Origin of the sequence: Burkholderia cenocepacia (assembly GCF_900446215.1) — a bacterium.
In the GTDB taxonomy this organism is placed as follows: domain Bacteria; phylum Pseudomonadota; class Gammaproteobacteria; order Burkholderiales; family Burkholderiaceae; genus Burkholderia; species Burkholderia cenocepacia.
This window is the reverse complement of record NZ_UAQZ01000001.1, coordinates 346,446-359,141: the sequence shown is the minus strand read 5'-3', so window position 1 is coordinate 359,141 and position 12,696 is coordinate 346,446. Positions and strand designations below refer to the sequence as shown.

10 protein-coding genes and 2 tRNA genes are annotated in these 12,696 nt (G+C 65.8%); 8 read left to right on the top strand and 4 right to left on the bottom strand.

Translation table 11 applies throughout. From position 1 onward, the window contains the following. Window positions 1–21: 21 nt before the first annotated feature. Together DTA15_RS01620 and DTA15_RS01615 are read right to left on the bottom strand one after the other, a co-directional pair. On the bottom strand, window positions 22–1,068 hold the full coding sequence (locus DTA15_RS01620) for a porin (protein ID WP_006488024.1): 1,047 nt from the start codon (window positions 1,066–1,068) through the stop codon (window positions 22–24). Beyond that, window positions 1,065–1,238 (bottom strand): hypothetical protein, encoded by a 174-nt coding sequence (locus DTA15_RS01615; protein ID WP_006496346.1) that lies wholly within the window; start codon window positions 1,236–1,238, stop codon window positions 1,065–1,067. The genes DTA15_RS01620 and DTA15_RS01615 overlap by 4 nt, the downstream gene beginning before the upstream one ends. 132 nt (window positions 1,239–1,370) lie before the next feature. Between DTA15_RS01615 and DTA15_RS01610 the strand changes: the two genes are divergently transcribed. After that, on the top strand, window positions 1,371–2,516 hold the full coding sequence (locus DTA15_RS01610) for a helix-turn-helix transcriptional regulator (RefSeq protein ID WP_006487985.1): 1,146 nt from the start codon (window positions 1,371–1,373) through the stop codon (window positions 2,514–2,516). A gap of 107 nt (window positions 2,517–2,623) precedes the next feature. Further along, complete coding sequence (locus DTA15_RS01605; protein WP_006487983.1) at window positions 2,624–3,622, top strand: 2-dehydropantoate 2-reductase; 999 nt, start codon at window positions 2,624–2,626, stop codon at window positions 3,620–3,622. 190 nt (window positions 3,623–3,812) lie between these two features. On the opposite strand, the gene DTA15_RS01600 is transcribed toward DTA15_RS01605, so the two are convergent. Together DTA15_RS01600 and DTA15_RS01595 are read right to left on the bottom strand one after the other, a co-directional pair. Further along, window positions 3,813–4,262, bottom strand: coding sequence for a MarR family winged helix-turn-helix transcriptional regulator (locus DTA15_RS01600; RefSeq protein ID WP_006478574.1), 450 nt, complete (start codon window positions 4,260–4,262; stop codon window positions 3,813–3,815). A 62-nt stretch (window positions 4,263–4,324) separates the two neighbouring features. After that, a complete protein-coding gene (locus tag DTA15_RS01595) occupies window positions 4,325–5,470 on the bottom strand; it encodes a glycerate kinase (RefSeq protein ID WP_006493210.1) in 1,146 nt (381 codons plus the stop codon). A gap of 391 nt (window positions 5,471–5,861) precedes the next feature. Between DTA15_RS01595 and tig the strand changes: the two genes are divergently transcribed. The 6 genes from tig (at window position 5,862) to DTA15_RS01565 (ending at window position 12,440) form a co-directional block, all read left to right on the top strand. After that, entirely contained in the window at window positions 5,862–7,208 is a 1,347-nt protein-coding gene (gene tig, locus DTA15_RS01590; RefSeq protein ID WP_006489335.1) for a trigger factor, read from the top strand. Window positions 7,209–7,348: 140 nt separating this feature from the next. Continuing rightward, the gene (gene clpP, locus DTA15_RS01585) at window positions 7,349–8,002 is read left to right on the top strand and encodes an ATP-dependent Clp endopeptidase proteolytic subunit ClpP (protein ID WP_006496351.1); all 654 of its coding nucleotides are present in this window, start codon (window positions 7,349–7,351) and stop codon (window positions 8,000–8,002) included. A gap of 163 nt (window positions 8,003–8,165) precedes the next feature. Further along, window positions 8,166–9,437: an ATP-dependent Clp protease ATP-binding subunit ClpX gene (gene clpX / locus DTA15_RS01580; RefSeq protein ID WP_006489345.1), complete on the top strand. Its 1,272-nt coding sequence runs from the start codon at window positions 8,166–8,168 to the stop codon at window positions 9,435–9,437. Window positions 9,438–9,634: 197 nt separating this feature from the next. Next, on the top strand, window positions 9,635–12,058 hold the full coding sequence (lon, locus tag DTA15_RS01575; protein WP_006489349.1) for an endopeptidase La: 2,424 nt from the start codon (window positions 9,635–9,637) through the stop codon (window positions 12,056–12,058). 206 nt (window positions 12,059–12,264) lie between these two features. Further along, a tRNA-Val gene (locus tag DTA15_RS01570) sits at window positions 12,265–12,340 on the top strand. 23 nt (window positions 12,341–12,363) lie between these two features. Beyond that, window positions 12,364–12,440 (top strand) — tRNA-Asp (locus DTA15_RS01565). The last annotated feature ends 256 nt before the right edge of the window (window positions 12,441–12,696 follow it).

Here is a 12,696-nt window from a genome sequence, read left to right as displayed (position 1 = left end):
GGCGGGGTCTCGTGGAGGGAATCAGAACAGGTGGTACATGCCGACCATCGCGCCGAACTGCGACGCGCCGGCAAGCGGTGTCGGGTCGTATTCGTAGACGGTCTGCGAGCTCTGGCCGCTGTTGCGCGCATAGCCGAGGTTCACGTACGCGACGGTGCGTTTCGACAGCGCGTAGGTGGTGCTCGCGATGAACAGCGTCGGGTGGCCGATCGCCGGCGTGCGCGAATCGGTGTGGTACACGCCCGCGTTCAGGCCGATCCCGTTCGACGCCAGGTAGCGCGCGCCGCCCCAGACGATCGTGCGCGCCGCGTCGAGGTCGCCGGTCAGGCGTTCGACGCCGGCATAGACGGTGAGCGGCAGCGTGGCGAACGCATAACGCGCGGCGAGCGTGCCGAGTTCGCGACGCCGCGCGGACGCGTCGTCGGCTGCCGATACCTCGCCGTGCGCCTGGTGCAGCACCGCGCTGACCGACAGGCCATTGCTCGTGTACTGCCCGCCGAGCTCGAGCACGCGTCCGGCGCGCGTATTGCCGGCGACGCCGGAGGTCGCGGCGAGCGCTTCGACGTCGAAGCCGGCGAACGTCGGCGACTGGTATTTGACCGAGTGATCGATGAAGTTCGCGTACATCGGCACGAGCACGCCCTGGCCGCTGTACGACCCGTACCAGAGCGGGTCGTAGAACAGCGTCTTGTCGAACAGCACGCTGAACTGGCGGCCGAGCGCGACGGTGCCGACCGGCCCCGCGAGGCCCACGTATGCGCCGCGGAAGAACGCGTAGCCGGGCACGGTCGCGGTGCCGTCGTTGAGGTTGAGGCCCTGTTCGAGCTTGAACAGCGCGCGCCAGCCGCCGCCGAGCTCCTCGTGGCCCTTGATCCCGACCTGCGAAGGCAGGATGCCGTAGTTCTGCAACCGCACGGCCGAACGATGCCCGTCGGCGTGCGTCAGGTATTGCACGCCGGCGTCGAGCGCGCCGTACAGCGTGAGGGCGGACTGCGCGTGCGCGGCGGCGTTGCAGGCGGCCAGCGTCGCGGCGGCCGCGGCCGTGCGGATGAAGCGGGGTGTCGTCACGTGGGGTTCTCCATACCGTGCTGCATCGGTTTGTCGTTGGTGTTGTCGCGACGCAGTGTCCGCAGCGGGAAAACGGTCGAACAGTCGTCCAGATGAACGGTGCGGAAAACCCGCGGTGCACGGCATGTGCGCCGCGCGATGCCGTCGCGCGCCGTGCTGCGCAGCAGCAACGGGCGGCGCACCGTTCAAATGGATGGGGCTGGCGCGCGTTCCGGCGCCGTGGCCCGCCAAAAAAGCCGCTGGCTATAATCGGCCGGTGTCGTTGCGCACATCAGCAGCCCGACCGGGCAGGGGAGCGGAAGGTGAGGATCACGACGGATATCGGGCAGGATCTCGACGCGCTGCGCGACGTGCCGGCCGCCATCGTCCTCGACGAGTTCGCGTGGCCGCCGCTGCCGTCCCGGCGCGCCGACTTCGACGGCGTCACGCGCGGCGACGCAGCGCAGCGCGAACTCGGGCTGATGCTGCTCGACCTGTACGCGGTGGCCGCGCAGTCCGGCATCGGCGAATTCGAATGCCGGTTCTTTTCGCTGCTGCAGGCGCTCATGCCGTTCGATGCGGCGTGGACGGGCGTCGCGACCCATGTGCCGACCGGCCCGGTGATGCACAACAGCTTTTTGTACCGGTTGCCGCATGCGTTCTTCACCGACTGGAAGCGCGTGCGCGATTGCGACCCGCTGGCGCACCGCACGTTGCATGGCGCGCACGGCCGCGCGGTGCGGCTGACGGTCGTCGAGCCGGGGCTCGATGCGCGGTTTCGCGACTGGTGCGTGAAGTACGGGCTCGCGCAGCTGATGTGCGTGTGTACGCTCGATCGCCGCTTCGGCCTGACGACGTTCATGTCGATCTACCGCCAGGGCCTGAACCGGCCGTTCAGCGACGACGACGCGCGACGTTTCGAGGAAGTGATCCCGCATCTGGCCGCCGCGCTGACGATCAATCGCGCGGCCCAACTCACGCGCGAGCGCGCCGACACGGTCGCGCCGGCAGCGCGTGCGCTGTGCGACAACTTCGGGGTGCTGCACCATGCCGATCACGGTTTCGACGACGTGCTGCGCACCGAATGGCCGGCCTGGGCCGGCGCGCGCGTGCCGGCGCCGCTCGTCGCGCACCTGCGGCGCCAGCCGGGCCAGCCGTTCGTCGGCGACGCGCTGCGTATCCAATGTGTGCCGGTCGCGGGGCTGTTCCAGATCGAGGCGCGGCCGCGCTCGCTGCTCGACCGGCTGAGCCCGCGCGAACTCGCGGCGATCCGCTATTACGGCGCCGGGCGTTCGCACAAGGAGGTCGCGCAGCAGATGGCGATCTCGCCGACGACCGTGCGTCACTACCTGCGCTGCGCGTACCGCAAGCTCGGGATGCATGACAAGAGCCAGATCGCCGGCGTGCTGGGCGCGACGGGCGGCGCAACCGACGACGAGGCGGTGGAAGCCGGCGGCGTGCCGCGCTGAGGCGAACGAACGCGTGGGCCGCGTGGTGCGCGGTATGCTGCCCGAATGGTTGTGCCCGCAACCATTGAGCGTTATGCTCGTCAGCTTCCAGGAGACGGAATGCCATCATGAACGACACGAATTCAGGGTCGGTGCGCGCGGCGGTGGTCGGCGTCGGCGCGATCGGCGGTCTGCTCGCGGCCGCGCTGTCGCGAGCCGGCATGACCGTGAGCGCGTATGCGCGCGGCGCGACGCTCGATGCGCTGAATACGCACGGCGTGCGCGTGATCGACGAGGCGGGCGCAATCTCGTCGGTGCCGGTGCGCGCCAGCGACGATGCGGCCGCGCTCGGCGTGCAGGACTACGTGGTGATCGCGCTGAAGGCGCAGGCGCTGCCCGCGCTGGCCGGGCGCATTGCGCCGCTGGTCGGGCCGGACACCGTGATCGTCGCGGCGATGAACGGGCTGCCATGGTGGTTCACGCACGGGCTCGGAGGCGCGATCGACGGCGTGCCGCTCGATGCGGTCGATCCGGCCGGCGCGGTGTCGGCCGCGTTGCCGCCGGCGCAGGCGATCGGCTGCGTCGTGCACCTGTCGTCGAGTACCGACGCGCCCGGCGTCGTGCGTCGCGGGCGCGGCAACCGGCTGATCGTCGGCACGCCCGATCCGCGGCTCGACATGGCCACGGCGCGGTTCGCCGCGGCGCTCGCGGCGGGCGGTTTCGACGTCGAGTCGACGCGCGCGATCCGGACCGAGATCTGGACGAAGCTGTGGGGCAACATGAACATGAACCCGTTGAGCGCGCTGACCGGGTCGACGGCCGAGCAGTTGCTCGACGATCCGTTCACGCAGGATCTCGCGCTGCGGATGATGGAGGAGGCGGCCGCGATCGGTGCGAAGCTCGGCCTGTCCACCGGGATGAGCGGCCCCGAGCGGATCGCGGTCACGCGCAAGCTCGGCGCGTTCAAGACGTCGATGCTCCAGGATTTCGAGGCGGGGCGCTCGCTCGAGATCGGGCCGATCCTCGGCGTGTTTCCGGAGCTCGGCCGCAAGCTTGGCGTGCCGACGCCGTATTGCGACGCGGTGCTGGGGTTGTTGCGCCAGCGCGCGACGAACAGCGGGTTGTAGCGCGACGAGGCCGCTGAATGCGCGGCCGCCGCCGGTAACGTGGCAACACGCGCTTCACGCGATGCCGCCGCATGATGCAAAACGGGCCGCCCGGATTGCGCGTGACGCGACCCGGGCGGCCTGTCTGATTCGTCGGATCAATGCTGCGCGCAGCACCCGGCCATCGCGCGATGCCGGGCCGGCGCGCGGCTCAGTCGTCGCGTTCGGTCGCGTGCGCGACGACCTTGTCGAGCAGCCGCTCGAACGTCTGGCGCTCGCTGTCGGACAGGCACGCGAGCAAGCCGTCGTTCCACTTGCGCACGATCGGCATGATCTTGCGATGCAGCGCCCGGCCGTCGGTGGTCAGCGCGATCAGCACGATCCGGCCGTCCTCGTCGCTCGCGCTGCGCTCGAGCAGCCCCTGGCGCAGCAGTGCTTCGGCCGCGCGGCTCGCCTGGCTCTTGTCGAGGTTGGTGTGGCGCGCGAGATCCATGATCGAGAACGGGCCGAATGCGCCGACGGCGGCGATCACGCGCGCCTCGGGCAGCGAGATGTCGAGCTTGTGCCGGTACACCTCGCCGATCCCGCGGTCGGAGCGCTTCGTGAGCGCATGGAGGCGATAGGTCAGAAACTGATCGAGCCCGGCTTGACGGCCTTTCATGTCGAATCCTGAAGAAAAAGGGCGGGCCCGATTGTTCCTGTATCGCGCGCTCGGGTCAACGGTCAGTGTGCACCGTACTTCAGGCGTGTCAACTGTTCCGCTTCGTTCGCGAGCAGATCGGCCGCATCGCGGATCGCGACGTCGAGCGTGATCGGCCCGGGGGCCGGCGAAAAGCAGCCGGAGAAATGCTCGGACAGGCGCGGCAGCGCGGCCGGGTCGACCGCGCCCGACAGCAGCGAGGCGGGGACGCCAGCGGCCTGCGCGTGCCGGCACGCGATGAACGGCGCCTTGCCGTGCAGCGTCTGAACGTCGGAGCGGCCTTCGCCGGTGATCAGCCAGTCGGCGCCGGCGAGCGCGGCGTCGAGCCCGACCTGGCGCGCGACGACTTCGGCGCCGGCCTCGAACCGCGCGCCGAGCATGTGCAGCGCGAAACCCAGGCCGCCGGCGGCGCCCGCGCCGGGCAGATCGCGGCTGCGGCGGTCGAGCGCGGCTTCGAGCAGATCGGCGAAGTGGCCGAGCGCGGCATCGAGGGTCGCAACCTGCGCGGCCGTCACACCCTTTTGCGGACCGAACACGGCAGTGGCGCCGTGGGCGCCCGTCAGCGGGTTGTCGACGTCGGACATGCCGACGAATTCCGTTTCCTCCAGGCGCGCATCGAGCCCCGACGCGTCGATGCGCGCGATGTCGGCGAGCCGCGACGGCACGGGCTCGACCGGCTGGCCGCTCGCGTCGAAGCATTGCAGGCCGAGGCCCGCGAGCAGCCCGGCGCCCGCGTCGTTGGTGCTGCTGCCGCCGAGCGCGACGAAGAAGCGGCGCACGCCGTCGTCGAGCAGCGCGCGGATCGCCTCGCCCATTCCGCGCGTGCTGCGCGCGTCGACCGGCACGCTCATGCCGACCGGATCGGTAATGCCGACGATCTCGGCCGTTTCGACGATCGCGGTGCGCGCATCGATCACGCCGACCGCCGCGTCGCGTGCCGCCAGCGACGCGCCGGCCACCCGCAGCGTGCGCCGCGTACCGCCACCCGCCAGCATCGCGTCGAGCGTGCCTTCGCCGCCGTCGGCCATCGGGCAGCAGCGCACCACGGCGTCGGGCTGGGCGCGGCGGATGCCGGTGGCGATCGCGTCCGCGACCTGCTCGGCGGAAAGCGAGCCTTTGAACGAATCGGGCGCGATGACGACGACAGGCGCGGACGGGTGTTGCGGCATGGTGTCTCCGGAAGGCGTGATTGGTGTGAAGAATGCACGGTGAGGCGACGAGCGGGCTCACACGCAATCGGAGCTTACAGGATGGCGGGCCCGTGGTGGATACGCCGTTCGGCATAGCGGCGATCTGCATGCATCGCCGTGCAACGGGCCGTCGACGTGGCGGGGACACACGCGTGTCGCGCTGATCTGGCGGTACGAGGAAAATTGTTTGCTAGAATAGTCGATTCTTCCGGCCAAAGCCGTGCTCCGAGCCGCTTGCGCTAGCCATCCGGCGCGTGCAGGGATGGCGTGGCGCTCCGGCGCGGCGTGCGAGTGCGACGCACCGCACGCTGCAGGCAGGCACGGCAAGGAAAACCCGATTCGCTCGAATAATTTTAGGACGATTGAAGCCATGGCTAACGTTGTTGAGAACCTCGGCAAGCTTGAACGCCGCGTGACGATTTCCCTGCCGAAAGACACCGTGCAGAAGGAAATCGACGCCCGTATCCAGAAACTCGCGAAGAACGTGCGCATGCCGGGTTTCCGCCCGGGCAAGGTGCCGCTCAAGATGGTCGCGCAACAGTACTCGGGCCAGGTCGAAGCGGAAGTGCTGAGCGACAAGATCGGCCAGGAATTCTTCACGATCAGCCGCGCGGAAAACCTGCGCGTCGCCGGCCAGCCGAGCTTCGAGCCGAAGCAGGAGCAGGCTGAAGATGCATACGCGTTCGACGCGACATTCGAGGTTTACCCGGAAGTGAAGATCGGCGATCTGGCGACGGCTGAAGTCGAGCGCTCGACGACGACGATCGGCGACGCCGAAATCGACCGCACGCTGGACATCCTGCGCAAGCAGCGCGTGCACTTCCACGCACGCGGCGAAGCCGGCGAGCACGGCGACGGCGGCGCGGACACCGCAGCGAAGAACGGCGATCGCGTGACGGTCGACTTCGTCGGCAAGATCGACGATGTCGCGTTCCAGGGCGGCACGGCCGAAGATTTCCCGTTCGTGCTCGGCGAAGGCCGCATGCTGCCGGAATTCGAAACGGCGGCGCTGGGCCTGAAGGTCGGCGAACAGCGTACGTTCGACCTCAAGTTCCCGGATGATTACCACGGCAAGGACGTCGCCGGCAAAACGGCACAGTTCACGGTCACGATGAAGAAGATCGAGTGGCCGCACCTGCCGGAAATCGACGCTGAATTCGCGAAGTCGCTCGGCATCGAAGACGGCGACCTCACGAAGATGCGCGCCGAGATCAAGGAAAACCTCGAGCGCGAAGCGAAGCGTCGCACGCAGTCGATCGTCAAGAACCAGGTGATGGACGCGCTGCTGAAGATTTCCGAACTCGACGTGCCGAAGGCGCTGATCGAGCAGGACCAGCAACGTCTCGTCGAAATGGCTCGCCAGGATCTGGCGCAGCGCGGCGTGCCGAACGCGAAGGACGCACCGATCCCGGCCGAGATGTTCGCCGAGCAGGCCGAGCGCCGCGTGAAGCTGGGTCTCGTGCTGGCTGAACTCGTGAAGGCGAACGGCCTCGAAGCGAAGCCGGAACAGATCCGCGCGGAAGTCGACGAGTTCGCGAAGAGCTACGAAGACCCGAAGGAAGTGGTCCGCTGGTATTATTCCAACCAGCAGCGCCTCGCCGAGATGGAAGCGTTCGTCGTTGAAAGCAACGTCGTCGACTTCGTGCTGGGCAAGGCAAAGGTGACGGACAAGGAAGTGAGCTTCGAGGCACTCGCGAGCGCATCGGCGCAAGCGTAAGTGTTGCTCTAGCGGCGTGCCGGCTGTCGGAGCGACGGCCCGCACGCCGTTTTTACGTCAAGCGCACGGTTGCCATTAATATGGCGATTGAGCGGGCGGCTTCCTTCCGTTCAATTTTCCATTCGAACAAGGTTCATTGAATGATCACTCGCGCTGAATTGCTGGACATGCTTGCTTCGAACGCGCCGCAGGGTTTCGAGGCGCAAGCGCTGGGGCTGGTGCCGATCGTCGTCGAAACGAGCGGCCGCGGCGAGCGTTCGTACGATATCTATTCGCGTCTCCTGAAGGAGCGCCTGGTGTTCATGGTCGGCGAAGTGAACGACCAGACCGCCAATCTCGTGGTCGCGCAATTGCTGTTCCTCGAGAGCGAGAATCCCGACAAGGACATCAGCCTCTACATCAACAGCCCGGGCGGCTCGGTGTCGGCCGGGATGGCGATCTACGACACGATGCAGTTCATCAAGCCGGACGTGTCGACCCTGTGCATGGGCCTCGCGGCCAGCATGGGCGCGTTCCTGCTCGCGTCGGGCGCGAAGGGCAAGCGCTTCGCGCTGCCGAATTCGCGTGTGATGATTCACCAGCCGCTGGGCGGCGCGCGCGGCCAGGCATCCGACATCGAGATCCAGGCACGCGAGATCCTCTACCTGAAGGAACGGTTGAACAACCTGCTCGCGCAGCACACGGGCCAGGACGTCGAGCGCATCGCGCGCGACACCGACCGTGATAACTTCATGTCGAGCGAGGACGCGAAGGCGTACGGGCTGATCGATCAGGTGCTGCTGAAGCGCCCGTGAGCTTAAACGGGGTGCCGCCCCGATTCGCGCGGCGCCCCGCAACGTCCCGAGTGCCCTGAGGATCTGCGGCAAGCGCATCCAGCCGGCTCCGGTCGCGCCCTAGGCGCGGCGTTCGGAGCAATCGGCGTATCATGTCATTTACCTGTCCGGAGGCTCTACATTCATGGCGGACAAAAAAGGTTCGAACAGCGAGAAGCTGTTGTATTGCTCGTTTTGCGGGAAGAGCCAGCATGAGGTGAAAAAACTCATCGCGGGCCCGTCGGTGTTCATCTGCGATGAATGTATCGACCTCTGCAACGAAATCATTCGCGACGAGGCGGCTGCCGCCGGCGTCGAGGCCAGCCTGTCCCGGTCGGATCTGCCGAGCCCGCAGGAAATTCGCGACATCCTCGATCAGTACGTGATCGGCCAGGAGCGCGCGAAGAAAATCCTCGCGGTGGCCGTGTACAACCACTACAAGCGCCTGAAGCATCTCGACAAGAAGGACGACGTCGAGCTGTCGAAGAGCAACATCCTGCTGATCGGCCCGACGGGCTCCGGCAAGACGCTGCTCGCGCAGACGCTCGCGCGGTTGCTCAACGTGCCGTTCGTGATTGCCGATGCGACGACGCTGACCGAAGCCGGCTACGTCGGCGAGGACGTCGAGAACATCATCCAGAAGCTGTTGCAGAACTGCAACTACGAGGTCGACAAGGCTCAGCGCGGGATCGTCTACATCGACGAAATCGACAAGATCAGCCGCAAGTCGGACAACCCGTCGATCACGCGCGACGTGTCGGGCGAGGGCGTCCAGCAGGCGCTGCTGAAGCTCGTCGAGGGCACGATGGCGTCGGTGCCGCCGCAGGGCGGCCGCAAGCACCCGAACCAGGATTTCATCCAGGTCGACACGACCAACATCCTGTTCATCTGCGGCGGCGCGTTCGACGGTCTCGAAAAGGTGATCACCGATCGCACCGAGAAGACCGGCATCGGCTTCGGCGCGACGGTCAAGAGCAAGCAGGAACGCGACGCGGGCGAAGTGCTGCGCGAAACGGAACCGGAAGACCTGATCAAATTCGGTCTGATCCCCGAATTGATCGGCCGCCTGCCGGTGGTCGCGACGCTTGGCAAGCTGGACGAAGCCGCGCTGATGAAGATCCTGGTCGAGCCGAAGAATGCGCTCGTCAAGCAGTATCACAAGCTGTTCGCGATGGAGCGTGTCGAGCTGGAAATCCGGCCGGGCGCGTTGCAGGCAGTCGCCCGCAAGGCGATTCGCCGCAAGACCGGCGCGCGCGGTTTGCGTTCGATCATCGAACAGGCGTTGCTCGACGTGATGTACGAGCTGCCGACGATGAAAGGGGTCAGCAAGGTCATCATCGACGAGAACGTCATCGATGGGGACGGCAAGCCCTTGCTGATCTACGAGGACACGCCGAAGGTGGCGGGTTCGAACTGACCGGCTTGCCGACGATGTTCAGCGAAAAAGGCCGTTCATGAGTCCGTGGGCGGCTTTTTTTCGTTTATCTTGTGGGTAACTCTGACTCGACACGCGGTGGTTACTTTCTTACCGAATATTTCCCGCACTTGAAGGCTTGCAATTCGTTGTGGCGGCCTCAATTACCGAACAATTGATTCCACTCATGGGGAAATGAAATGTCAGGCACCCAACTTCTCCCGCCGGAACGCATCACGCTCCCGCTGCTGCCGCTGCGGGACGTCGTCGTTTTCCCGCACATGGTCATTCCGCTCTTCGTGGGCCGGCCGAAATCGATCAAGGCCCTCGAAGCAGCGATGGAAGGCGGCAAGCACATCATGCTCGTCGCCCAGAAAACCGCGGCCAAGGACGAACCGACCGAAAAGGACATGTACGAGGTCGGTTGTATCGCCAACATCCTGCAGATGCTGAAGCTGCCGGACGGCACCGTGAAGGTGCTCGTCGAGGGCCTGCAGCGTGCGAAGGCATTGTCCATCGAAGAACAGGAGACCCAATTCTCCTGCGAAGTGATGCCGCTCGAGCCCGATCACGCCGACAGCGCCGAAACGGAAGCGCTGCGCCGTGCGATCGTGTCGCAGTTCGATCAGTACGTGAAGCTGAACAAGAAGATCCCGCCGGAGATTCTCACGTCGCTGTCGGGCATCGACGAAGCAGGCCGCCTCGCCGACATGATCGCCGAGCGCCTGCCGCTGAAGCTCGACCAGAAGCAGCACATCCTCGAGATGTTCCCGGTCATCGAGCGCCTCGAGCACCTGCTCGCGCAACTCGAAGCCGAGATCGACATCCTGCAGGTCGAAAAGCGCATCCGCGGGCGCGTGAAGCGCCAGATGGAAAAGAGCCAGCGCGAGTACTACCTGAACGAACAGGTCAAGGCGATCCAGAAGGAACTGGGCGAAGGCGAAGAAGGCGCGGATCTCGAGGAGCTCGAGAAGCGCATCAACGCCGCGCGCATGCCGAAGGAAGCCAAGAAGAAGGCCGACGCCGAGCTGAAGAAGCTGAAGCTGATGTCGCCGATGTCGGCGGAAGCCACCGTCGTGCGCAACTACATCGACACGCTGATCGGCCTGCCGTGGCGCAAGAAGAGCAAGGTCAACAACGACCTGTCGAACGCCGAGCAGGTGCTCGACGAGGATCACTTCGGCCTCGAGAAGGTCAAGGAACGGATCCTCGAGTACCTCGCGGTGCAACAGCGCGTGGACAAGGTCAAGGCGCCGATCCTGTGCCTCGTCGGGCCTCCGGGCGTCGGCAAGACCTCGCTCGGCCAGTCGATCGCCCGTGCGACGAACCGCAAGTTCGTCAGGATGGCGCTCGGCGGCGTGCGTGACGAAGCCGAGATCCGCGGCCACCGCCGCACGTATATCGGTTCGATGCCGGGCAAGATCCTGCAAAGCCTCGCGAAGGTCGGCGTGCGCAATCCGCTCTTCCTGCTCGACGAAGTCGACAAGATGGGCATGGATTTCCGCGGCGATCCGTCGTCGGCGCTGCTCGAAGTGCTCGATCCGGAACAGAACCACACGTTCGCCGACCACTACATCGAGGTCGACTTCGATCTGTCGGACGTGATGTTCGTCGCGACGTCGAACTCGCTGAACATCCCGCCGCCGCTGCTCGACCGGATGGAAGTGATCCGTCTGTCGGGCTACACGGAAGACGAGAAGGTCAGCATTGCCCAGCGTTACCTGCTGCCGAAGCAGAAGAAGAACAACGGGCTGAAGGAAGGCGAGATCGACGTCACCGAGCAGGCGATCCGCGACATCATCCGCTACTACACGCGCGAAGCCGGTGTGCGTTCGCTCGAGCGGGAAGTGTCGAAGATCTGCCGCAAGGTCGTGAAGATGCTGCTGCTGAAGAAGGCATCGGGCGCGATCAAGGTCGATGGCGAAAATCTCGACACGTTCCTCGGCGTGCGCAAGTACGACTTCGGCCTCGCGGCGAAGGAAAACCAGGTCGGTCAGGTGACGGGCCTCGCGTGGACGGAAGTCGGCGGCGATCTGCTGACGATCGAAGCCGCGGTGATGCCCGGCAAGGGCAACGTGATTCGTACGGGTTCGCTCGGCGACGTGATGAAGGAGTCGGTCGAGGCCGCACGTTCGGTCGTGCGCTCGCGTTCGCGCCGTCTGGGCATCAAGGACGAAGCGTTCGAGAAGCAGGACATCCACATCCACGTGCCGGAAGGCGCGACGCCGAAGGACGGTCCGTCCGCCGGCGGTGCGATGACGACCGCGCTGGTATCGGTGCTGACGGGTATCCCCGTGCGTGCCGATGTCGCGATGACGGGTGAAATCACGTTGCGTGGCGAAGTGCTGCCGATCGGCGGGCTGAAGGAAAAGCTGCTGGCTGCGCATCGCGGCGGCATCAAGCTCGTGCTGATCCCGGAAGAAAACGTGAAGGATCTCGCGGACATTCCGGACAACGTGAAGAACGCGATCGAGATCGTGCCGGTCCGCTGGATCGACAAGGTGCTGGAGCTCGCGCTCGAGCGTTCGCCGACGCCACTGCCGCCGGAAGAAGAAGCGAAGGCAGCAGCGCCGGTCGGTGAGGCGGCGAAGGATGCCGGCTCGACCGAAGTGGTCAAGCACTGAAGCCCTGAACGCCGTCGTTGCTGACGGTCGTTCACGAAACCCGCGGCGCTGTCCGCGGGTTTTTTTTATGCGTATCGGAATCGTGCGCGCGCGCGTTAAAAAAATTCGCGTGCAGGCTTGGCAAAATGATCGGGGATGAATTAAACTTGCGGGCTCGCTGATTGTTGATGCGGAAACGCAGATCGCAGTCAGAACGAATCGGAAACGGGTGCTTAGCTCAGCTGGTAGAGCGGCGCCCTTACAAGGCGTAGGTCGGGGGTTCGAACCCCTCAGCACCCACCAGTTTCCCGATTCAGCCAGACCAAGGAGCGGTAGTTCAGTCGGTTAGAATACCGGCCTGTCACGCCGGGGGTCGCGGGTTCGAGTCCCGTCCGCTCCGCCAGAAAATGAAGAAGCCCGCCTCGTGCGGGCTTTTTTCATTTGCATCGTTCGTCGTGCCCGCTTGCGGGCAGTGTGACGGCGGGGCGGAGGAAGCCGCCTGCGCGGCTTGCGGCGGGACGAGAAGGGATGCGCGTGTACGCGCATCCGCGGCCTGCGGGATGCAGGCGAGTCTCGTCCGCTCCGCCAAACAAACAACAATGCCCGCCTCGTGCGGGCATTGTTGTTTGTGCATTCGGTTTTGCGCCCGCTGGCGGGTG